The 23,026-nt window shown below is 39.0% G+C and carries 22 protein-coding genes and 3 tRNA genes; 22 read left to right on the top strand and 3 right to left on the bottom strand.

Annotated features, from left to right (window positions below):
• The first annotated feature begins 74 nt into the window (after nucleotides 1–74).
• The 7 genes from carA to PGLA_RS23460 all read left to right on the top strand — a co-directional run bounded on the left by carA (nucleotide 75) and on the right by PGLA_RS23460 (nucleotide 6,406).
• Nucleotides 75–1,214 carry a glutamine-hydrolyzing carbamoyl-phosphate synthase small subunit gene (carA, locus tag PGLA_RS23485; protein WP_068537626.1) on the top strand — a complete coding sequence of 380 codons (1,140 nt, stop codon included), beginning with the start codon at nucleotides 75–77 and terminating at the stop codon, nucleotides 1,212–1,214.
• Nucleotides 1,207–4,425 (top strand): carbamoyl-phosphate synthase large subunit, encoded by a 3,219-nt coding sequence (gene carB, locus PGLA_RS23480; RefSeq protein ID WP_068537625.1) that lies wholly within the window; start codon nucleotides 1,207–1,209, stop codon nucleotides 4,423–4,425. Before carA ends, carB begins: the two co-directional genes overlap by 8 nt.
• A gap of 18 nt (nucleotides 4,426–4,443) precedes the next feature.
• Nucleotides 4,444–5,184 carry an orotidine-5'-phosphate decarboxylase gene (gene pyrF, locus PGLA_RS23475; RefSeq protein WP_068537624.1) on the top strand — a complete coding sequence of 247 codons (741 nt, stop codon included), beginning with the start codon at nucleotides 4,444–4,446 and terminating at the stop codon, nucleotides 5,182–5,184.
• Nucleotides 5,177–5,818: an orotate phosphoribosyltransferase gene (gene pyrE, locus PGLA_RS23470; RefSeq protein WP_068537623.1), complete on the top strand. Its 642-nt coding sequence runs from the start codon at nucleotides 5,177–5,179 to the stop codon at nucleotides 5,816–5,818. The genes pyrF and pyrE overlap by 8 nt, the downstream gene beginning before the upstream one ends.
• A gap of 158 nt (nucleotides 5,819–5,976) precedes the next feature.
• Nucleotides 5,977–6,141 (top strand): hypothetical protein, encoded by a 165-nt coding sequence (locus PGLA_RS28445; RefSeq protein ID WP_169810209.1) that lies wholly within the window; start codon nucleotides 5,977–5,979, stop codon nucleotides 6,139–6,141.
• Nucleotides 6,142–6,214: 73 nt separating this feature from the next.
• A tRNA-Met gene (locus tag PGLA_RS23465) sits at nucleotides 6,215–6,291 on the top strand.
• A 41-nt stretch (nucleotides 6,292–6,332) separates the two neighbouring features.
• A tRNA-Ile gene (locus tag PGLA_RS23460) sits at nucleotides 6,333–6,406 on the top strand.
• A gap of 184 nt (nucleotides 6,407–6,590) precedes the next feature.
• On the opposite strand, the gene PGLA_RS23455 is transcribed toward PGLA_RS23460, so the two are convergent.
• Nucleotides 6,591–7,358, bottom strand: a complete 768-nt coding sequence (locus PGLA_RS23455; RefSeq protein WP_068537622.1) for a hypothetical protein — start codon at nucleotides 7,356–7,358, stop codon at nucleotides 6,591–6,593.
• A 206-nt stretch (nucleotides 7,359–7,564) separates the two neighbouring features.
• Here PGLA_RS23455 and PGLA_RS23450 point away from each other — a divergent pair, with 206 nt between their 5' ends.
• The 11 genes from PGLA_RS23450 to PGLA_RS29890 all read left to right on the top strand — a co-directional run bounded on the left by PGLA_RS23450 (nucleotide 7,565) and on the right by PGLA_RS29890 (nucleotide 16,757).
• Nucleotides 7,565–8,584 carry a LacI family DNA-binding transcriptional regulator gene (locus PGLA_RS23450; RefSeq protein ID WP_068537621.1) on the top strand — a complete coding sequence of 340 codons (1,020 nt, stop codon included), beginning with the start codon at nucleotides 7,565–7,567 and terminating at the stop codon, nucleotides 8,582–8,584.
• Nucleotides 8,585–8,751: 167 nt separating this feature from the next.
• A complete protein-coding gene (locus PGLA_RS23445) occupies nucleotides 8,752–9,675 on the top strand; it encodes an ABC transporter permease (protein ID WP_068537958.1) in 924 nt (307 codons plus the stop codon).
• A gap of 15 nt (nucleotides 9,676–9,690) precedes the next feature.
• Entirely contained in the window at nucleotides 9,691–10,578 is an 888-nt protein-coding gene (locus PGLA_RS23440; RefSeq protein WP_084411461.1) for a carbohydrate ABC transporter permease, read from the top strand.
• A 198-nt stretch (nucleotides 10,579–10,776) separates the two neighbouring features.
• Nucleotides 10,777–12,417, top strand: a complete 1,641-nt coding sequence (locus PGLA_RS23435; RefSeq protein ID WP_068537620.1) for a type 2 periplasmic-binding domain-containing protein — start codon at nucleotides 10,777–10,779, stop codon at nucleotides 12,415–12,417.
• 108 nt (nucleotides 12,418–12,525) lie between these two features.
• The gene (locus tag PGLA_RS23430) at nucleotides 12,526–13,896 is read left to right on the top strand and encodes a glycoside hydrolase family 30 protein (protein WP_068537619.1); all 1,371 of its coding nucleotides are present in this window, start codon (nucleotides 12,526–12,528) and stop codon (nucleotides 13,894–13,896) included.
• Nucleotides 13,897–14,091: 195 nt separating this feature from the next.
• Nucleotides 14,092–14,177: transfer RNA gene (locus PGLA_RS23425), tRNA-Leu, on the top strand.
• A gap of 94 nt (nucleotides 14,178–14,271) precedes the next feature.
• On the top strand, nucleotides 14,272–14,940 hold the full coding sequence (gene ung, locus PGLA_RS23420; RefSeq protein ID WP_068537618.1) for a uracil-DNA glycosylase: 669 nt from the start codon (nucleotides 14,272–14,274) through the stop codon (nucleotides 14,938–14,940).
• Between the two features lie 317 nt (nucleotides 14,941–15,257).
• Entirely contained in the window at nucleotides 15,258–15,653 is a 396-nt protein-coding gene (locus PGLA_RS23415; RefSeq protein WP_145939666.1) for a NucA/NucB deoxyribonuclease domain-containing protein, read from the top strand.
• A 97-nt stretch (nucleotides 15,654–15,750) separates the two neighbouring features.
• Nucleotides 15,751–15,846 (top strand): sporulation protein YjcZ, encoded by a 96-nt coding sequence (locus PGLA_RS27200; RefSeq protein ID WP_084411459.1) that lies wholly within the window; start codon nucleotides 15,751–15,753, stop codon nucleotides 15,844–15,846.
• Nucleotides 15,847–16,253: 407 nt separating this feature from the next.
• Entirely contained in the window at nucleotides 16,254–16,361 is a 108-nt protein-coding gene (locus PGLA_RS28680; RefSeq protein ID WP_211269616.1) for a YjcZ family sporulation protein, read from the top strand.
• A 213-nt stretch (nucleotides 16,362–16,574) separates the two neighbouring features.
• A complete protein-coding gene (locus PGLA_RS29890; RefSeq protein WP_068537617.1) occupies nucleotides 16,575–16,757 on the top strand; it encodes a hypothetical protein in 183 nt (60 codons plus the stop codon).
• A gap of 538 nt (nucleotides 16,758–17,295) precedes the next feature.
• Here PGLA_RS29890 and PGLA_RS27195 read toward each other — a convergent pair.
• A complete protein-coding gene (locus PGLA_RS27195; protein ID WP_084411457.1) occupies nucleotides 17,296–17,472 on the bottom strand; it encodes a YjfB family protein in 177 nt (58 codons plus the stop codon).
• Between the two features lie 326 nt (nucleotides 17,473–17,798).
• Here PGLA_RS27195 and PGLA_RS23405 point away from each other — a divergent pair, with 326 nt between their 5' ends.
• Entirely contained in the window at nucleotides 17,799–18,731 is a 933-nt protein-coding gene (locus tag PGLA_RS23405; protein ID WP_068537616.1) for a stalk domain-containing protein, read from the top strand.
• Nucleotides 18,732–19,248: 517 nt separating this feature from the next.
• Here the strand turns inward: PGLA_RS23405 and PGLA_RS29490 are convergent.
• Nucleotides 19,249–19,380, bottom strand: coding sequence for a hypothetical protein (locus tag PGLA_RS29490; RefSeq protein WP_281197454.1), 132 nt, complete (start codon nucleotides 19,378–19,380; stop codon nucleotides 19,249–19,251).
• 518 nt (nucleotides 19,381–19,898) lie between these two features.
• On the opposite strand from PGLA_RS29490, the gene PGLA_RS23400 reads away from it, so the two are divergent.
• The 3 genes from PGLA_RS23400 (at nucleotide 19,899) to PGLA_RS23390 (ending at nucleotide 22,964) form a co-directional block, all read left to right on the top strand.
• Nucleotides 19,899–20,816, top strand: coding sequence for a DUF7916 family protein (locus PGLA_RS23400; protein ID WP_068537615.1), 918 nt, complete (start codon nucleotides 19,899–19,901; stop codon nucleotides 20,814–20,816).
• Between the two features lie 249 nt (nucleotides 20,817–21,065).
• Nucleotides 21,066–21,245, top strand: coding sequence for a hypothetical protein (locus tag PGLA_RS23395; RefSeq protein ID WP_068537614.1), 180 nt, complete (start codon nucleotides 21,066–21,068; stop codon nucleotides 21,243–21,245).
• Nucleotides 21,246–21,809: 564 nt separating this feature from the next.
• Complete coding sequence (locus tag PGLA_RS23390) at nucleotides 21,810–22,964, top strand: hypothetical protein (protein ID WP_068537613.1); 1,155 nt, start codon at nucleotides 21,810–21,812, stop codon at nucleotides 22,962–22,964.
• Nucleotides 22,965–23,026 lie beyond the last annotated feature (62 nt).

Raw genomic sequence — 23,026 nt, 5'->3', positions numbered from 1 at the left:
AGTAATAATTGATTACTTCATAATGGATAAAACAAATATAGAGCATGAGTACATGACAGAGGGAGTGGAAGAGAATGCGGGCAAGATTGTTATTGGAGAACGGCACCTTGTTTACAGGGTTGGCATTTGGTGCTGATGGGGAATCAACAGGTGAGGTCGTATTTAATACAGGAATTACAGGATATCAAGAGGTATTATCTGATCCATCCTACTGCGGACAAATTGTAACGATGACTCAACCATTGATCGGTAACTACGGAATTACACGTGATGATTTTGAATCGGTTGCACCATTTATACATGGATTTGTTGTTCGTCGTCATGAACCAGTACCAAGTAACTGGCGTGCGGAGTACAGTCTTGATCAGCTATTGAAAGAACATGGCATCGTTGGAATTAGTGAGATCGACACACGTATGTTAACTCGCATTATTCGCCACCATGGAACGATGAAGGGGATTCTAACGACTTCTGCTGCTTCTGTAGAAGAGTTACAAGAGAGATTAGTAGGTAGCGAAATGATGAGAGATCAGGTTGCTCGCACTTCTACGAAATACACTTATAATAGTCCTGGTTCGAAGGAACGGATCGTACTTGTAGATTTCGGCGCGAAGAGTGGAATTCTGCGTGAACTTTCTAATCGTGGATGTGATGTTGTTGTTGTACCACAAGATACAACGGCTGAACAAATCCGTCACTTACGTCCAGATGGCATTCTGCTGTCAAATGGCCCTGGGGACCCGAAAGATGTACCAGACGCAGTAACTATGGTGTCAGAATTGCTCGGGGAGTATCCGATGTTCGGTATTTGCCTTGGACATCAACTGTTCGCTTTAGCATGTGGTGCGGATTCAGAGAGACTGAAATTCGGACACCGTGGTGGTAACCATCCAGTGAAAGAATTAGCAACCAATCGTTGCTATATTACATCTCAGAATCATGGATACACAGTAAATGAGGATTCCATCCTCAATACAGAGTTAGAAGTAACGCATATCAACAACAATGATAAAACCATTGAAGGTTTGAAACATAAGAACTACCCAGCATTCTCAGTACAGTACCATCCAGAAGCAGCACCTGGACCTCAGGATAGCAGCTACTTATTCGATCAATTTCTACAAATGATTGCGGATCACAAAATCAAACACCCTGCTAAACCGCGTCAAGCCGAATTAGCCGCAGCTGTGAAAGGAGCTCTACAAAATGCCTAAAAATACTGAACTAAAGAAAATACTTGTTATCGGATCCGGTCCTATTGTTATCGGTCAAGCAGCTGAATTTGACTATGCAGGTACACAAGCATGTCAGGCTTTGAAAGAGGAAGGCATTGAGGTCATCCTTATTAACAGTAACCCTGCAACGATCATGACGGATACGAATATCGCAGATAAAGTATATATTGAACCGATCACTTTGGAGTTCGTTACACAAATCATTCGTCAGGAACGTCCAGATGGGCTGCTTCCAACGTTAGGCGGACAGACGGGTCTGAACATGGCTGTTGAACTTGCTCGTGCAGGAATTCTTGAGCAGGAGAATGTGAAACTGCTTGGAACACAACTTGAATCCATCGAAAAAGCGGAAGACCGTGATCTATTCAGAGAATTAATGCGTGAACTTGAACAACCAGTTCCAGAAAGCGATATTGTAACATCATTAGAAGGAGCGCTCGCGTTCGCTAGTGAAGTTGGTTATCCTCTGATTGTACGTCCGGCTTATACACTTGGAGGAACGGGCGGAGGAATCTGTGCAACAGAAGAGGAACTTCGTGAGACTGTTGTATCCGGTATTCGTTATAGTCCGATTGGTCAATGTCTTATTGAGAAGAGTATTGCTGGACTCAAGGAAGTTGAGTACGAAGTCATGCGTGATGCGAACGACAATTGTATCGTCGTGTGTAATATGGAGAACTTTGATCCTGTAGGCGTACATACAGGTGACAGTATCGTAGTTGCACCTAGCCAGACGTTATCCGATCGGGAATATCAAATGCTTAGATCAGCTTCTCTCAAAATAATCCGTGCATTGAATATTGAAGGTGGATGTAACGTGCAATATGCACTGGACCCACAAAGCTATCAATATTATGTCATTGAAGTGAATCCTCGTGTGAGTCGTTCATCAGCACTTGCTTCCAAAGCAACAGGGTATCCTATTGCCAAGATGGCAGCAAAAATCGCTATGGGTTACACCCTAGATGAAATTACGAATCCCGTTACTGGACAAACATATGCTTGTTTCGAACCAGCATTGGATTACATCGTAAGTAAAATTCCTCGCTGGCCTTTTGATAAATTCATTCATGCTAACCGTAAGTTAGGAACGCAAATGAAGGCAACTGGAGAAGTTATGGCTATTGGTCGCACCTTTGAAGAATCCATGCACAAGGCCATTCGTTCATTAGAGATTGGTGTTCACCGTTTTGAACTTAAAGGGGCAGAACTATTAACGGAAGAAGTTCTTAATGAGCGTCTTGTGAAACCGGATGATGAGCGTATCTTTTTGATTGCTGAGACTTTCCGTCGCGGATATACACTACAACAAATCCAAGATCTTACCCAAGTTGACTGGTGGTTCCTTGATAAACTTGAGGGTATCATTAAATTCGAGACTCTTATTCAAGAAGAAGAAACACTTTCTTATGAGATGTTGTATCAAGCGAAGAGACTAGGGTTTACGGATAGATCCATTGCGGAAATTCGCAAACAGAATGTCTTAACAACCAGCCATACGTCTGAAGCAGAAGTACGTGAATTCAGATTAAATCATAATCTTCGTCCAGTGTACAAAATGGTTGACACGTGCGCAGCGGAATTTGAAGCTGTAACTCCATACTATTACTCGACTTATGAGACCGAGAATGAAGTTATTCAAACTTCGAAAGAGAAGATCCTTGTTTTAGGATCCGGTCCAATTCGAATCGGACAGGGAATTGAGTTCGACTATTCGACTGTTCATGCGGTATGGGCTATTCAGAAGGCTGGATATGAGGCTGTTATCATTAATAATAACCCAGAGACAGTATCCACTGACTTTAGTATATCGGATCGTTTGTACTTCGAACCTCTATTCTTCGAGGATGTTATGAATGTTATTGAACAGGAAAAACCAGTTGGTGTTATCGTTCAATTCGGTGGTCAGACGGCTATTAACTTAGCAGCTCCTCTAAGTGCACAAGGTGTTAATATCTTGGGTACGAGTTTAGAGAGCATTGATGAAGCGGAAGATCGTAAGAAGTTCGAAGCGCTACTATCGCGTCTGAACATTCCACAACCAAATGGTAAAACAGTTACTTCTGTTGGTGAAGCGGTAGAGACTGCTCAAAAAATTGGTTATCCGGTACTAGTGCGCCCTTCTTATGTCTTAGGTGGACGTGCGATGGAAATTGTATACTCGGATGATGAGTTACTTAACTATATGGAATATGCTGTGCAGATCAATCCGGAACATCCAGTACTGATTGATAGCTATATGCTTGGTAAAGAAGTGGAAGTAGACGCAATATGTGACGGTGAAACAGTTATTATCCCTGGTATCATGGAACATATTGAACGCGCTGGTGTTCACTCAGGGGATTCTATCGCAGTGTATCCACCGCAACATTTAGCAGATCATCTTAAAGAGAAAATTGTTAACATCACCATTAAGGTAGCTAAAGAGCTTAAGACAATCGGTCTAGTGAATATTCAGTTCGTTATCTACAAAGACGAAGTCTATGTCATTGAAGTTAACCCACGTTCATCACGCACAGTTCCTTTCTTGAGTAAAGTAACAACGATCCCGATGGCAAACCTAGCGATGCAAGCCATTCTAGGTAAGAAGCTGAAAGAGCTTGGTTATCAAGAGGGTTTATGGCCTGAAAGTAAATATGTATCTGTTAAAGTACCGGTATTCTCCTTTGCCAAACTACGTAGTGTAGATACGACGCTTGGACCTGAGATGAAATCAACAGGTGAAGTTATGGGCCGTGATCTTCAATATGCTAAGGCGCTATTCAAAGGATTGATCGGAGCGGGTATGAAAATACCTTCAACGGGTGCGATCATTGCAACGGTCGCTGATAAAGACAAAGCCGAAGCGGTAGAGCTTCTAACTGGATTTAAGCGATTAGGTTATAAAATATATGCAACGGGTGGAACGGCTGAGGCTCTGAATGAAGCGGGACTTGATGTAACAACCGTTCAAAAGTTAAGTGATGGAACACCGAATATCCTTGACCTGATTCGTAACGGAGAAGCACAGTTTGTATTTAACACGCTTACCAAGGGTAAAATGCCACAACGTGATGGATTCAGAATTCGCCGTGAAGCTGTAGAGAACGGTATCGTATGTATGACGTCACTCGACACGGTAAGAGCGTTACTCATCATGTTAGACACTATTAACTTCTCATCCCAAGCGATGCCGGCTTTTATTGAGTAAGTAGGGGGAATAGAGAATATGAATACAGAATACAAGAACATGGCAGGTCGTCTGATCGTGGCACTGGATTATCCAGATGCCACTCAGGCATCCGCCTTAGTGGAACAATTACAAGGAATACCTTGCTATATGAAGGTCGGGATGCAGCTCTTTTATGCTGCAGGCCCGGACTTTATGCGGAATCTAAAGGCTAGAGGGTACTCTGTCTTCTTAGATTTGAAAATGCATGATATCCCCAACACTGTAAAAGGTGGAGCAGAGAGTATTACCCGTCTGGGTGTGGATATGTTTAATGTTCATGCTGCAGGTGGAACACAAATGATGCAGGCAGCTTATGAAGGTATGAATAATGCTTTAGCTAGTGATCCTTCATTATCGAAGCCTATTATCATTGCCGTTACACAATTAACAAGTACAACTCAGTCCGTATTAAATGAACAAATTGGTGTGGAAGGTAACATTGAAGACGCGGTAGTCAGATATGCGAACTTAGCTGCTTCAGCCGGTCTTGATGGTGTGGTGGCCTCAGCGCATGAAGTTCCATCCATTGGTAAAGCATGTGGTAGGGACTTTATAACTGTAACGCCAGGTATTCGTCCTGCGGGCAGTCATTTAGGAGACCAAGCTAGAGTATTGACACCTGGAGAAGCGATAGAACAGGGCAGTCACTATATTGTCGTGGGACGTCCGATTACTTCAGCTAGTAATCCTCGTGAAGCGGCAGAACAAATCATTAAGGAGATGATGAACGTTGAGTAAATTGACAGAAATTCCAGGAGCAATTGCGAGTTATTTGCTACAGATTGAAGCGGTAGCTTTAAGCCCGAAACAACCTTTTACATGGACATCGGGTATAAAGTCACCAATTTACTGTGACAATCGCTTAACGATGTCATATCCAGAAGTTCGAGAATATATCGCGGAGTCATTTGCAGCTGTTATTCGTGAGTCTTATCCAGATGCTGAGGTCATTGCTGGAACAGCAACAGCTGGGATTCCACATGCAGCGTGGGTAGCTCAGAAGCTAAATCTGCCTATGGCATATATTCGTGACAAGGCTAAGGGACATGGTAAGCAGAATCAGATCGAGGGTCTGATCAAGTCTGGTCAGAAAGTCGTTGTCATTGAGGATTTGATCTCCACTGGAGGAAGTTCACTGAAGGCAGCATTAGCTGTTAAGGAAGCAGGGGGACAACCTCTAGCTGTTCTTGCGATATTTAGCTATCAGTTGGACAAGGCGGTTAATGCATTTGCAGAGGCTGGTATTCCGCTTCAGAGCTTGTCTAATTATGGCGTTTTGATGGAAGTGGCTTTAGAGCAAGGGAAGATTGAATCAGATGACGTACAATCATTGAAGGCGTGGAGAGAAGATCCTTCATCCTTCGGAATTTAATGTATTATAGCTATTAATTGTATGAGGACTTGCCAACTCTTATGTGAGGGCAGTCCTTTTTCTGTTTTCTAGTTGTGATAGAAGTTGTATGCTTCAAGATGAAGTAGGTAATAATACCTTCGTCAACATCTATAACTCATAGGAGAGAGGGATTAGGAATGAAGTGGGTGTATTTCGGTAAACTTTATAGAACAGAATTTCAAGCGGGCAGTCTTGTCAAAAGATTAGAGCAGGATGGATGGATTTATGGTTATAATGACCCTCATTCAGTAGAAATTTTTCGTTCCCGTAAAGGGCGATATGGCGTCCGATTTATTCTTTGAATAAAAATTCTTGACGTAAGGGTAGAAAGTGTTGTATATTATATCTTGTCGCTGTTAAAAAAAATATTACTGACGCGGGGTGGAGCAGCCCGGTAGCTCGTCGGGCTCATAACCCGAAGGCCGCAGGTTCAAATCCTGCCCCCGCAACCAATTAAACTGCCATTATTTTAATGTGGTTTACATAATATTTAGGGCCCTTAGCTCAGTTGGTTAGAGCGGTCGGCTCATAACCGATTGGTCGGGGGTTCGAGTCCCTCAGGGCCCACTTTTTTGAAAAAAATCCTTGTCTATCAAGGATTTTTTTGTTTGTCTAAATGTGAAGAATAGTTGAATGTAATAGAATTGATTCCCTAGTTGCTTTTATAGTGATGGAGGTAAAATGATAGAGAAAATGAGGGACCTTTATTAAGGTTCCTCATTTTTTATCGTTGTGCCAACCTATTTCTTTCTTACGATTTAGGGATAGGAGCTCCGTAGATTGCAAACCACTGATTCTGTAGCGACCATTCGTTGTTCTGGTATTTTAAAACATTCTGTACATAACCAAACCGATCAGCATGATATAGCCCGCTCACGCCTTGGAATGCCATTAACTCATAAACGCCGTCTTGGTCAAAATCAACCGGATATAAGCCGCTGAGTGGGTCTACCCAACCCTCAGTAGGCGCCTTCAACGTTCCGTCAGGGTTATAGATTCCATTTAAGTAGTCCTTGCCACGTGAAGTGATGTCCAGTGTATATACTTGTTCTGTATTGCTATTCGTCAGTTGCAGTCGATAACCATCTAGATAGGATACTTTATACTTCCAATAGTCGTTATATACTTCTGAGCTGAATAGTAGCCGAGGTTTTCCTTGAACAAAACTATACAAATAATCAAACGTAATGGCTCCTGAGCCGCCGCTGTCGATCGTCAATAATATATCTACAGTTCCATTCCCAGTAAAGTCTCCAAGAAACAGACGTGGGTTATATCCAGAGTTCTCGTGGGGCTTAATTTGATACAATTGTGAGGTAGCACCATCTTTAATAGCAATGGATATCCCAGTAATATAAGGACTGTTAGGATCTTGTTTATACCCCGTTAGCCATATTTGATCAGGGACATGGTCTCCAGTAACATCCGCACTTACATGCTCGATAATAAGTTCTTTGTTGACTGTAGTCTCTGAGCTTCTTGTGTAATTTGGGAGGGTAACATACGTGTGTGAGTTCATGAAATCTACTCCTTCAGATAGGTCTTTACCCATATTTTATGATCAGATGGTTAAAGACGTGTGCAATAATAAATAACTTGATGAAATCATCGAGTTATTTTGGAAATGTATAAGCAAAACGCAAAATTCGTAAAAGTATTGTATTAAAAACGTTTTTATGTTATTTTTAGTTTATGAAAACGTATTCATGAAAAGGATTAGCTAATATGGGGAAAATAACAATTAAAGATGTGGCCAGAGAAGCAGGAGTCTCTATTTCTACGGTTTCCAACGCGTTAAATAACGTAGATGTATTGAATCCGGTGACAAAATCACATGTACTTAAGGTTGCGAAACAATTAAATTACGTTCCAAATTTGAACGGAAAGCAGTTAAGATCTGGGAAAACCAAAATGCTAGGCTTTTTTACTACAAGTGTATCGGGTCCTTATTTTTATAAGCTGGTTGAATCCATGTCTCGTGAGTGTGATCGCTTAGGTTATGGACTGAATGTATTTATTACAAAAGATAGACATGTCATTATGAGTAATATTCTAGGTCGACGTGTAGATGGCGCCATTATATACGAAGAGCTGAGAATAGATGAAGAAGACATTACCGCGATGGAGAAGGAGAAGATTAAGGCTGTCTTTCTGGATAGGGTCCTTCAGAATGAAACCATGGGGAGTGTGATCTTTGATTCTTATGTAGCCGGTTACGAAGCCACCAAATATTTAATCAGTCTGGGACATAAGAAAATTGCCTACATATCTGGTGTGGATACGATGTTTGACAGTGTGGAGCGCAAAGAAGGATACCTAGCTGCATTGCGCCAGTATCAGCTTCCAACGAGTGAAGATTATATTTTGCAAGGTTATTTTGAGGAAGAGGGCACCTATAACGCTGTAAAATCTTTTATTCACTTACATCCTGACAAATTACCGGATGCTTTTTTAGCTGGAAATGATGTGAGTGCGATTGGATGTATCCAAGCTTTGAAAAAGCATGGCTATGAAGTTCCGTTGGACATTAGCGTTATGGGATTTGACGATATTGATATCGCTCAGTATTTTTCACCGCCATTAACGACTGTGAGAAATCAGATTGCCAGACAGGGTAGTCTAGCCGTTAATCACTTGGTTCATATGATTCAAAAGAAAGAACTAGGGAGTGCCCAAAAATTGGCCTGTGAGCTTGTAGTGAGAGGTTCGAGTCATGTGAAAATCGATCGGAATGATCATATCTAAATAATGTATACGATCATTTTCGAGATTTTTTATAATCTTGATTTAGGGAGGTTTTTTTTCACAAAAATAAAAACGTTTTTATTTTTTGTGCATTCAGATGATGATTTGGAGAGGAGAAGGAGAACGTGGATAAATTAGCCGTAGTACCGTTAAACGGGAAAAAGCCTATGAGGCAAAGGATCAGAGAATTCGTAGTTGATTATAAGAGACAATGGGAGATTCAGTCCATGGTCATACCGGGAATTATTTTTATGATTATTTTTTGTTTCATTCCTATTTACGGATTATCGATTGCTTTCAAAAATTACACCGTGATTGATACGTTGGACTCCGCTCCTTGGGTTGGTTTGGATAATTTCAGAATTATTTTATCAGACAAATATTTTTGGGATGCTGTAGTGAATACCTTAGGGATCAGCTTTCTGAAATTAGGAATTGGATTTATTATTCCAATTATATTAGCGATCATGATTTACGAGTTAAACGGAGGACGCTTCAAGAAATTTGTACAAACGATCTCTTATTTACCACATTTTTTGTCATGGATCGTGTTGGGCGGTATGTTGATTACCTGGTTCTCGACATCAGGATTGTTTAACGAACTTCTGATCAATCTAGGACTGATTTCGAAGCCACATAATATTTTGTTGGATGCAGGGAAATATTGGTGGATTGCAACATTGTCCGATATTTGGAAAGAAGTCGGTTGGGGAACTATTTTATATCTAGCCATCATGTCCAAAATCGATCCTACGTATTATGAGGCTGCTAAAATTGATGGAGCAAGTCGGCTCAGACAAATTTGGAATATTACCATTCCCAACATGAAGACGATTATCAGTTTAAATTTGATTCTTACTGTAAGCGGTTTATTAGGGTCTAATCTGGATCAAACCTTAGTATTGATGAATTCTCAAAACAGGGTCAGAGCAGAAGTCATTAATTCCTATGTGTACCGTATGGGGATGACACAAGGTGACTTTTCTTATGCTACTGCCGTTGGGTTAGGAGTCTCCATTGTTTCGGTCATTCTGCTGGTTACTACCAATAAAATATCCAATAAATTAAATGATAATCAATCAGTCCTATAGAAGGAGGCATTTGCCGTGAATCGAATGGTGGCTAAAGAAGATCTCGATAGTCGAATCTTTAATACCATAAATATCATCTTGCTGTTTATCTTTACGGTAATTATTGTTGTTCCTTTATGGAATGTTATCATCTCCTCATTTAGCTCAGGCAAGTCACTGGCAGAAGGCGGATTCATATTTTGGCCTAAGGAGTTTTCTCTCGAAAATTACCGCGCTGTGTTTCAGGACGAGAGTATTTTGCAGTCATTCTTTATTTCGATTTCCAAAACCTTTATTGGAGTCGTTACCCATGTGTTTTTCTGCGCCATGGTTGGTTATGGGTTGAGCAAAAGATACATACGTGGACGTAAGCTATATGTTGCAATGGGAGTCATTACCATGTTTTTCTCAGGTGGAATGATTCCGACTTATCTCTTGATCAAATCTTTGGGTCTATTAGATAGTTTTTGGGTTTATATTATTCCTGCCCTATACAGCTTTTATGATGTTATTATCCTAATGAATTTCTTCAGAAATGTCCCGGATTCACTTGAAGAGTCAGCCAAAATAGATGGTGCAGGTGATTGGCGTGTATTCCTAAAGATATTTATACCTCTTTCCATGCCGGCTATGGCCACCATCGCATTATTTAACGGGGTTGGGCAATGGAATGATTTTATGACAACCAAATTATATATCACTGACCAAGCCCTCTACCCGTTGCAGATGAAGTTGTATGAAATTATCGTACAGTCTCAAACGCAATCTATGCAAAATATCGGGGGATCAGCAATTATCGAAACGACGACTAAAGGGGTTCAACTAGCAACAATTGTCATAACAACTTTGCCGATTGTTGTAATTTATCCAATACTTCAGAGGTACTTTATCTCAGGCATGATGCTGGGGGCGGTGAAAGAGTAGGCGTTAGTTACAAAGTGACCTGAGAAGGTGATATAGGATTAGTATTTATGAAAGCGTTTTATTAATTTCGAAGCTAGTTATGTACGAAGTATTACATGAAGTATATGCTACAAAACTAAGTTTTTGCTTTCGAAGCGAGTTTTGTAACGAAGTATTACATGAAGCATATGCTACAAAACTTTTAAGGGGGAAAATAAAATGAATAAATCATTTGGGAAAAAAGGGCTCAAACTTTGTACTGCGCTGATGGCTGCTGTATTGGTAATTTCAGGATGTAGTTCAGGTGGTGATAAAAAAAGCTCGAGCGTGGATAACTTGAGCTCTGTTGAAGGTCGCTATACGGTAGATGCGGAAACGCCGGCTTGGAAACTGGATAAAAAGGAAGAGACAACAGAACTTACATGGTATGTGAATGCGGATTGGTGGAACACCGATTTTGGCAAGGACCTCGTTACAAAGAAAATTAAAGAGGATTTAAACATAAATATTAAATTCCTTAAAGGGGACGACACGAAATTAAATACCATATTTGCCGGTGGCGATATGCCGGATTTATTGACTATATTTGATTCCAACTCTCCAGTGGTACAAAAAGCGGCTAATTGGGCGCTGCCGTTAAATGATCTTGCTGAGAAATATGATCCATATTTTAATAAAGTTGCAGCTAAAGATACGATGAACTGGTTCCAGTTAGCAGATGGAAAGACCTATGGATATCCTAACTATTCTAATACTCAAAGTGATTTTGATAGCGGAAACATTCCTGCTAAAACGGCATTTGTCATCCGTAAGGATGTGTACGAAGGAATAGGAAAACCCACCATTGGAACTCCAGAAGAGTTCAAGAGTGCAATGGAGCAAATCAAGAAGCAGTTTCCTGATATGATTCCTTTTGGTTTTAACTCTATCGGTAAAGGAACAGGTTCTTTGGGTGATGTACTTCAGGACTTTATCGGGGTGCCGTTGGAAACAGAAAATGGCGAATTTTATAACAGAAATCTGGATGAAGATTATCTAGCTTGGTTGAAAACGTTAAATGAAGTCTATAGAAATGGACATATCAGTGATGACAGTTTTGCCGATGATGGTACGGCATTTGAGGAAAAACTGAAATCAGGTAAATATGCTACCCTGATGCTCGATGGAACCCCTCAACAAAGTGGTAATTTGCAAATCTACCTTACTGAAAATCCTGGTAAGGAATATATCGCTATCGACGGACCACAAAGCACAGTCGGAAATAAGCCAACATTGAATCAGTCAGGTATTACGGGTTGGATGATCAGCTTCATTACGAAAGATACCAAGGACCCTGCCAAAGCTATTCAACTATATACTTATTTATTAAGTGAAGAAGGACAAAAGTTGATGAATTACGGAATTGAAGGAGAAACCTATAAAGTAAACGATAGCGGTATGATTGAACTGTTACCTGCCATGAAAGATCTTCAATTAAATAATGCGGATAAATTTAAAAAGGATTACCGTATGGGAGAATTTATGTTCTTCGGACATGACCGTGATAAAGCTTTGAGTGGTGATGCATTCGCGGATTCTATTAAACAAATGCAAGAATGGGGTAAAGGGAAGTTGAAACCACACTTTATTATAGAGAACATTAATCCAGCCCAAGGAACACCAGAAGCACGCGGTTTAACCGCAATTGATACGACTTGGAATACAACTTTAGTAAGTATGATTCGTGCCAAGGACGATGCAGGATTTAATAATGCCTTAGCCACATATAAATCATTTTTGGATGATAATAGTTGGGATAAGATCATTAAAATCCGCTCTGAAAAGATGAAACTTAATAAAGAAAAATTAGGATTGAAATAAGCAACGCTATGAGGGTCCTTTTTTAGGGCCTTTTTTCAAAACAAAAGATACTTGCGTCTATCAATGTCAACAAATCATCTAAATATCGCAAAAGTGGAGGGAAACAACATGCCAGAACTAATGATTTATCAGTCTAAGGGAGAAGGTGAATTGTTTGTAGAACAATTTCTACAACAACTGACGCCGATTGCTTCAGATGAGGTGACTACAACGGTAACCATTGATGCGAATCAAACCTTTCAAGAGATGGACGGATTTGGTGCATCCTTTACGGATTCGTCCGCTTATTTGATTAACCAAGTACTCGATAATGAACAGAGAACGGATTTAATGAGCAAACTGTTTGATCCGGAAGATGGAATAGGACTTTCTGTATTAAGAAATCCAATGGGCGCATCAGATTATGCTAGAGACCTTTATAGCTATGACGATTTACCTGAACATGAAACCGATATGGAATTAACACAGTTTACGATTTCCCATGATGAAGAGGATATTATTCCTTTATTACAAAAGGCTTTGGAATTGAATCCTGAAATTAAACTGATGGCTTCACCTTGGAGTGCGCCCGGTTGGATGAAGACAAGCGGATCGATGATTGCTGGAGAATTGAAAAAAGAATATTACCAGGCTTATGCGGATTATTTTGTTCGATACATTCAAGCGTATGCAAGCCATGGGCTAGTTACTCATGCTGTAACACCGCAAAATGAACCTCTTTTTGAACCAATGCACTATCCAAGTATGTTAATGCTAGCCGAGCCTCAAAGCGATTTCATTAGAAACTATCTAAAGCCTAATTTCGTTAGAAACAATATTGATACTAAAATCTTATGCTATGACCACAACTGGGATCGTCCAGATTACCCACTAACCGTACTGGAAGGAGCCCAAGAAGAGGTAGACGGTGTTGCATGGCACTGGTATGGTGGAAATGCGACAGCACAAACGGAGGTTCATCAGGTGTTTTCCAATAAAGAAGTGCATTTTACAGAAGGCTCTGGTGGAGAATGGATCCCCCCTTTTGAACAGGCATTTTCGAATGTGATTAGAACGGGGATTGATATTCTCCGAAATTATAGTAAATCGTTTGTTCTATGGAACATGGCATTAGATGAGCATAACGGGCCAACGGTACCTGGATTTGGTCAAAGTACTTGCCGAGGTATTGTACAGATCAATCAGCAAACCAAAGAACTTACTTATACGCTCGACTACTATGCGTTGGCTCATTTCAGCAAATTTATCCGTCCCAAAGCTGTACGTATTGACTCGACCTCAAGCCAAGATCTAATTCGTTCAGTTGCTTTTAGGAATACAGATCAATCGATTGCGATAGTTCTGTTCAATGATGCTGAGAAAGCTGAGAATGTTGCTGTGAATTTGCAGGGTACAGATATGTTAACTTTCCGCTTAGAGTCAAAAAGTGCTTTATCCATTAAAATAAATAACAATATATCGGATATTTCAGTAAGTTAAGTTTTGTTAATGGAAGGGAGCGAGCTGTCGATAAGGCTTCGGCAGCTTTTTTTGAAAAAAAGCTTGACTCTATGCTTATACCTGCGTATAATCAATCAGGCAGGACTTTAGAGGCTGCACTGGACGTTTAAATTAATTGAGCGAAAAGTTATGCGAGGTATAACCGTATCTTACGGTCTATAATCGCGGTATTATGCCGGGGTGGCGGAACAGGCAGACGCACAGGACTTAAAATCCTGCGGTAGGTGACTACCGTACGGGTTCGACCCCCGTCCTCGGCATCATGATTAATATGCAAGAAGAAAATAAGCCGGCTCCGAAATCTGGAGTCGGTTTATTTTTGCGATTAAATAGAAATGGAAAGGGTTGAATCAGATGTTCGGTAATGATTGGGATGAAGTGTTGAAAGATGAAATGAGTAGACCTTATTTTCTAGAGTTACAACAAAGGATAATAAATGAATATGAGCAATATACTATATTTCCTCCTAAGGAATGTGTATACGAAGCACTCAAGCTCACATCATATACAGCAACGAAAGCTGTAATATTAGGCCAGGACCCCTACCATGGTTCGGGACAGGCTCATGGATTGAGCTTCTCGGTTATGCCGGATGTACGCATCCCACCTTCTCTAAGGAATATTCACAAAGAGTTACAGGCAGATCTGCTTGTAGATATCCCGAATCACGGTTCTTTAGAACATTGGGGTAAAGAAGGTGTTCTTATGCTAAATACGGTACTCACAGTTCAGGAGGCTCAGCCTGCCTCACACGAGGGACTGGGATGGGAACAATTCACGGACACCATCATACAGAAATTAAATGAACGTGACAATCCGCTGGTGTTTATTCTATGGGGAAGTCATGCACAGAAGAAAACGTCGCTTATAGATATGAGTAAACATAAGGTCGTTCAATCAAGTCATCCAAGCCCGTTAGCGGCGTATCGTGGATTTCTTGGGAGTAAGCCATTCTCACAAACAAATGCTTACTTAGAATCAACAGGTGTGCAGCCGATTAATTGGACTATTCCTGACTTGTAGAGATTATTCGATTCGTTCATGAACTTCAATCCTAGATATCCTCAATTTTATCAGAGAGAAATAATCCATATATAGGAGCAAGGATGATACGAGAAAATGGCGGATGGGCATTCATCTAGTTATTGAGAGTCTATGCCTAACAATAACCTTCAATTCCACGTGTATAGTGGTATTGGAGGTTTTTCTCTTTTTTCAATAGCAAGATTACGCAAAATATGATATATTTCAACACTACAGAAATGGCTTTTAACATAGGGGGAGAATTTAGGTTGAAAAAGCTAAAACGATCTATACTTAGTCTTGTTCTGGTAGTAGTAATGGCATTAGGGGCGTATTATTTCGACATCGACATATCGAGCAAGTCTGATCAAGTTGAACCTAGCACAGAGGCCGATTATTCGTTAGTGTTCCCTGCGGATCGTTACCCAGAGACCGGAGCTCATATTCAAGATGCGATTAGAAGTGGACACTCTGCTATTTGTACGATTGATCGATCCGGAGCAGAAGATAACCGTAGTGAATCCTTAAAGGGAGTTCCGACGAAAAAGGGATTCGACCGGGATGAGTGGCCGATGGCCATGTGTGCCGAAGGCGGGGCTAATGCGGATATCGAATACATAAGTCCGAAAGACAACAGGGGAGCAGGAAGCTGGGTTGGGAATCAGCTTGAAGATTATTCAGATGGAAGTCGAGTTGAATTCATATTTCAATAACAATAAGATGATGATTTCATTTCTTTGCCAAAGAGCCCTTGCCATAATCAATTCCAAACATAAGCTACTGTATAATCCAGAAAAGGAGGAATTGCATATGGGAGGTTTTGTTGGAGGACTTGGAACATCAACAGCTGCAATTTTAGTATTGTTTATCTTATTGGTTATTATTACTAAAACATTTATTCTTTAAGGGATACATTTTTATAGTTAGCTAGCAATACAGGCTACCTGAGTATAAGGGCTAGCCTGTTTTTTTATGTTTGTGTTTATGTAGGAAAGGAATATCCTCCTCTTGAACGTACTCTTGTGTCCTTTTGTATGGAGGAATGAACTAGATCATCAGATAAGACGGTATACTCGATTTTATTCAAGGATTTGGGTTTCTCTCAACGAATATCCTTAAGTGTTCATTGATAACATTTCCTCTGTTAAAGCCATGGTTTGGTTAATATTAATATATATCACTTTAGGGTATTTTAATTTTTTGAAGATGATGTTAATGAAATCTAACGTGGAATTTTTGTTACCAACAAGCCCGTGCCTTATTCCGCATTGTACATAAGATAGTATGTACCTTATAAAAAGGAGGCGTTAAACATGGGTGAAGTTGTAGGTGGATATGGCGGTGGAGTGTTCAACAACACAGGTGCAATTTTAGTCTTGTTTATTTTGTTGGTTATCATTACTAAAGCTTTATGGATTTAATGTAAGCTATTATTATCCTTTCCTTTATGAGGGCTCTACAGATTGGTAGTAGAGTCCTTTTTAAATCTGCTTGCTTTAAGACCTCGGGGATTTAACCTATATCAACAGCAGGATACAGTAATCAAGAAGTTTATATTTCTTTACCAGATAGCCCATCCCATTTTGAGTATTAAACATAGACTACGGTGTAGACAAATAAAGGAGGAATTAATCATGGGTGAAGTATTGGGAGGATATGGTTGTGGAAATAACATTGGACCAAACGTTGGACCAAATGTTGGACCAATCGCTGGAGGTTGTTGTCCAGTCGGAGGATTTGGTTTAGGTGGATCTACAGGCGCGATTCTAGTATTGTTTATATTGTTAGTAATCATCACTAAAGCACTATGGGTGTAATTGTAGGAAAAATTGATATCTAAGGGGCTCTGCCAATGGCAGATCTCCTTTTTAGGGTTTGAAATCCCCATTGTTTTCTGTAAGTACTGATTATGGTTTAGAGCTGCTCGATTGTAGGATTACTCAGTTTGATGATCTGTTGTAGTAGTAATTGATGTCGTCCCGACTTTAGATTGTTCCTCATCGGTCAAAAATTCATGTCGGATTAGCTTTCTCACCCATGACACTTGTTTCTTTAATCTGCTATAGATTTGATGCCTTCATGTGAGCTGTAGCAGGTATGTACATCTTTAGGAAACATATTGATGTGTTTTGACTTTTATCATTACCGCTATGTGTATTTATCCCCGAACGTTCATGTAACTTCCATGACTGGCGCCCAAGGAGGGAAGGTGGAAATCCACTAAATCAGAGAGTAACTTACTTTATTGAACTGAGATTATCTTTAATCTATAGATGTAAAAAAGCTGTAAATTATACTTTGAAATATAGACGTACAAAAAGAGTAGAGAGGCAGAATGCCTCTCCAAACGACGTACTAGGCTTTGATGTCGATAGCGCCGCCTAAATTTGGTTGAACGCTCTGCTCCATCATTTTAACTAAAGCTTGAACATCTCCACCAGCTTGTTCTTTTGACATATTGAGAACTGAGATACCAACGGCTTGTTTTAAGTTGCTTTGAGCCATAACCATTGAAAGTGCAGCAATGTCCAAGGTTTCTTCCTCCTAGTAAATTAAATTATGTACATTAATATTATCGGTAAAATGTTAATGAAAGATAATAGAGATAGTTGAAGGGATAGAGGCATATAAATATGAATCACATTGTCTTAATTCCGGAGGAAGGAAAGTCTAACGACTCATGATCAGGGCTGAAATATCAATAGAAGACTAAGATTGACAGAGGCACTTTTCAAAGGGTGATTTTCAATTAGTATCTCGTTATTGCTCTTGGATCACAACCCTTTCGGTTTACGGATTCTATATACCTATTAATCTTAGAATGGTATGATTAGGAAAATTTATTATTGGGGGTACAAATGAAGAAGTTTATATTTAGTATTATTGGGGTTTTAATAGTGTGTAGTATTGTCTTTAACGGAGTGGTATCAGCAGAACAAACCAAGTCTTCAGTATTAAAAGGCAGTGGTGTTATTATCAAAAATACGACCTTAATACCTGCAGCAGAATTTATGAAAGAAATCGGAGGACAGTTAGTAATCAATGAAAAGAAAGAAATTACATTAAGTTATTTAAATACGAATGTTCAGATACAGGTCAATTCTAAATATGCAAACATTAATAATGTTAAGACATTTTTTAATATACCTTCTCAAATTATCGATGGCAAATTAATGATACCTTTACAACTGGTGAAGAGTGCTTTTCAGTTAGGGGTTTCCGTAAACTACGGTACTACATATTTGGGTGGGCAATACTTAGAATCTATCGTTGTTAATACGGATAAAGTAAGTGTAACGATTATGATTAATGATATTTATGAGAGGTTCCAGGATTTAATAGTAGGTAGGGCATGGCTATGGACTACTAATGTATATGTTGAAGATTTATCAGGAAATCCTATATATGATGGTATAGACAATTTAGTAGAGGTAGACGTAACAGCTGTGAAAAGAAATGAGGATTCAGATTACATAAACGTTTATTTGATCCATAAGGGAAGAAATCTTGTAGCAATAATCAAAGATGACGGTTCCAAAATAAGTTTTTTTGTGGATAGTCCTTTTAAACGATTTAAATACTCTCAGAAGCATTGGAATGAAATTAAGAAAACGATTGTAAGTATTGGTATGACCGAAGAAATGGTGTATTTATCATGGGGAGTGTATACACGTCAAACAAGTGATACTTATTCATGGGGAACAACTTCTATGTGGGTATATGAAAATGATAGTGGATCAGACGATTATCTTTTTTTTACCAATGGTGTGTTGACAAATATGTCAGAGTAAATATAAACATATTTCTTCAAGCCTAAGCCTACCTTCGGGTGGGTTTTTCTATGCCTAAAAATCCTTATAGTATAAAGGAGCAACTAAAATATGCTTACGGCATTAGGAAACGTGTTCGTATGTGACCACAATTAAATAAAAAGGGACTGAGTATACCAATCCCTATTGTTGTAAGTCTTGATTGTCTGTACTGGATTTGAATTAATGACCCTACGCTGTAAATAAATGGACTGTATCTTCTGTTGTTATTGCTACATTTTGAGATTGTATCGTGTTCTCTCTAGTAGAAGAACTCCTAGGAATGGTTACCTGTGCGGTTAGGATATAAGTTACAGGACCCACAAACAAGCGGATAGTCCACATGTGAAACGGGAGTAACAACAGTGTTTTCAAAAGAGGTACCTTCAATTTCGTTGAAAGCAGAGAGGATCCCCGTGCCAACCACAACAGCATTTCTGTAGATTCTGTAAGTTAATGTACTATTAACAGCCGAACTGGCCCCAATCGTTGCGTTCAGTCAGGCAGCATCATTCACATTATCAAGCGTTAATTGAATGGTTGCCAGTGTCGTCTCTCCTACAACAGTAGCAATGGGAATTGAAAAGGAACCGGCTGTATTAGAAGTCAACGTAAACGATGCAAAATTCATTATCTGTTTCTAATCTTAGTTTTCAACTCATTTTCTAATTTCAGTTCTTTATAATAGTAGGGATTGACGGGGCTTTTGCGTAAGTTATATAGCACATTTTAATATCGGTGGTTGTACTTAGGAGACAAACAAGGATCATGATATTTCCCATACAGTTCGTTCACTTTCGTTCTCTTGCTTACTTCATCATCATCCTCAACAGTGGGAAATGGTAGAAGGACCTATCAGGAAAAATGCAACAGTTCATAACGATTGATGAAGCGTTGGGAGGAGATAAGCCAGCCGGATGCTGAAAAATGAAATCCTTATGTACGGTGAATGAAAATCATGAACAAGGGTAAATGTTTTATTACTGAGCCACCTATCTCTATTGACAATTTTTACAAATGAACTTATAATTCAATTCAATTACATATCTTAAGTATACAGCGTGTTACCATTGAATGGGCAATAGCTGAGAAGGATATCCTTTTCTGCTATTGCCTATTTTATTCCCAAAAATTATTGGAGGTATTATCATGACAAAACGTATATTAGACTGTAACGCTTCAGATTTTATAGAAATGAAAAAGATAGATATATTAGATTCTATTGTTGCTAGTGAAGGTAGAGTCTTAGTATCGGAAATCATTGGACTGTATAATCCTACACTGCATGCCATTAGTAATGCGGAACTTGCGGCAGCCTTTGGTGCAGATATTTTACTGTTAAATATGTTCGATGTTTATGAGCCTATATTTAATGGAATTCCAAATGTTGAGAAACCAAATGTAATTAAAGAGATTAAAAGATTGACTGGAAGGTTGATAGGGGTTAATTTAGAGCCGGTAGATAATGAACAAGAGATTATAGGTGAATTTACAGCGATATCACAGGGTAGGCTTGCTACTACTGATACGGCTAAGACTGCTTATGAACTAGGAGCAGATATGATTATTTTAACTGGTAATCCAGGCACGGGAGTTTCTAATAAGGCTATTACAAGTTCCTTGAAAGGGATAGATGCCATTTTGGGAGATAAAATAATTCTAGTTGCGGGCAAAATGCATGCATCTGGATCACTCAAGGAAGCGGGAGAAAATATTATCACCAAAGCTGATATCAAGGAATTTGTTGAAGCAGGTGCCAATATTATATTAATACCTGCACCAGGAACAGTTCCAGGTATTACGATGGAATACATTAAAGAGCTAGTTACATACGCACATAGTCTTGGAGCTTTAACCCTGACCGCCATAGGCACCTCTCAAGAAGATGCTGACTCTGACACGATAAAACAAATCGCCCTCATGTGCAAAATGACCGGAACAGATATGCATCACATTGGCGATGCTGGGTATAAAACGGCTAATCCTGAGAATATTATGGATTATAGCATTGCTATTAGAGGGAAAAGGCACACTTATATTAGAATGGCCCGATCCATTAATAGATAAGTTGCAATATTTTGAAAAACGGCGCAAACGCTAAAAGGTGTGAGTTTTTAGTTAATACTAACCTCACTATAATCTCCCTTTAAGGTTCATCGCATAATATAAAGGCATCCCCTATAATTATATAGAAAGGGTCCTGCTAGATTTAGCTAGCAGGACCTTTTTACGTTTAGTGAAAACAGTGAGACCATCCAGGACACCTTGTTTATGGATCAGAAACGGTTGGAAGACCATTAGAGCAGGGCTTTATCGATGATCAGCGATCGCCAGTCCGAGAAGAAGAAAGACGATATGGATGGATTGGCAACTGACCTTCCCCTCATACCTCACGTTCACTTTCGTTCTCTTGCTTGCTTACTTAACCGTCATCCTCAACAGTGGGAAATGGTAGAAGGACCTATCAGGAAAAATTCAATAGGTCATGACGATTGATGAAGCATTGGGAGGAGATAAGCCAGCCAGATGCTGAAAAATGAAATCCTTATGTACGGTAATGGAAAATAATGGATTGTAAGTAAATATCTTAAGACTGGAAAGATTGGTGTGGATCCTAACGAAATGCTGTTGGAATTTGCTTTGGGGAAGTAAAAGAAGGAGAAAGAATAAAAACTCATTCTCCTTACTCGGTCACTTTATTCCATAAATGTCGTCCGGACCATGCATAACGCTATGAGGCTGAAAATTATCGATTACGTTGTAACAATAAGTATTCGCTGATACTTGAAGTTTTTTTGCGGAATACCACCTTAAATCCAATAAGCAATTTAAGGCATTAATAAGCAAAGCGATCAACTACTGCAAAACTTATAGAGAGAGTATAAATACCTCGGAAATGGATAATAACACAAGGTCAGTTACTAATTATTGGTATATCCCTTTGCGAAGTGAAAAATGTTATACTGTCCACTTGACAGCGGGGAGCCTCAATGAGCAAAGTCTGTCGGAAAGCAAGTAAATCTCATCCTAAGAATTGTGACATTGGAAAAGGAGTGTAAGATGAAAAAACTTTTAAAAGTAATTCTAATTGTACTATTGGTATATGTAGGGATTATGTTGGTTAGCATAATTTTGAATAAAAATTATCATACGAAGTTTGAGTCGTTAAATGAAACGGATCAGAGCATGTTAATGGAGTTATCAGCTATATATATTAATTTTGAACAATCCAGTGACAAGCTTTGGAATGAAGATTATCATTTTGAAAAAAAACCGTTAATTCTTATTCGTAGCAATAAATCGAATGGATTCATACGGAAAGAAGCTTTTGCAATTAATGTAAAGCAAATCGAAAATAGTATATTTGCAAAGGAAATAGAAGTTCCTAATCATCTCCATTTACCTAAGGTATATCGGTTAAATCATTTTGATTTAAAAACCATTTCTACGTGGGCTCCTGGGAATTTCGGGACACTAAATATTAATAACACAGAAATATTTCACTTGAAATATTACCCTAAAATGTTTAGTGATCCAGATTTATATTTTGATTTTTCTTCTTTTTTATTACATGAGTCTTTTCATGCTTATAAACAAAAAAAATGGACATATGACGCAAATGATGCAGAGTACATTCCTGATTATCCTATAAATAAAGAAAACTATGCGTTAATGGGATTGGAATTCAAACTATTAGATAAGGCAATGATGAATAATGATTATGAAACGATTAAACAAGTTTTATATGATTGGACCTTAGTACGTAATTATCGTTATAAAAAATGGCCACAATTAATTGGTGAAACAAAAACAGAAGCGATAGAAGGTTCAGCGCGATACTTAGAATATCGTTATAGTCAATTAACTGGCGGAAATCTTATGGTGCTTGCAAAAAAAGAGGAGCCTTATCACGTCACTTTTATACAAGCATTCGATTTTATTGCCAATGGACAAGCAGAGTCTCCAAGGTTCTTAGAGAGAAGTATGCGGTATGAGACTGGCTCAGCTCTTGAATTAATTATGGATAAAGCAAATATTCCATGGAAAGAAGCTATTGAAGATAGTTCAACTAAACCAGGAAAAACACAATATGAAATATTAAACACATACTTTAAAATAAATGATGTTTCTGTAATTGAAAATAAAATTAAAGAAATTAAAGAAAACTATGATTATGAAACACTTTTAAAACAAGGAGAAAAAATAGTGAGATAAGTAGTGAGCTAGAGCAGGGAAATATGATTACTCGCTAGAGCGGATGTCTGCTTCATTGAATC

Source organism: Paenibacillus glacialis, from assembly GCF_001637205.1.
Classification (GTDB): Bacteria; Bacillota; Bacilli; order Paenibacillales; family Paenibacillaceae; genus Paenibacillus_AQ; species Paenibacillus_AQ glacialis.
Note: the sequence above shows the minus strand (reverse complement) of the source record. Positions and strands in the feature narration are given on the sequence as shown.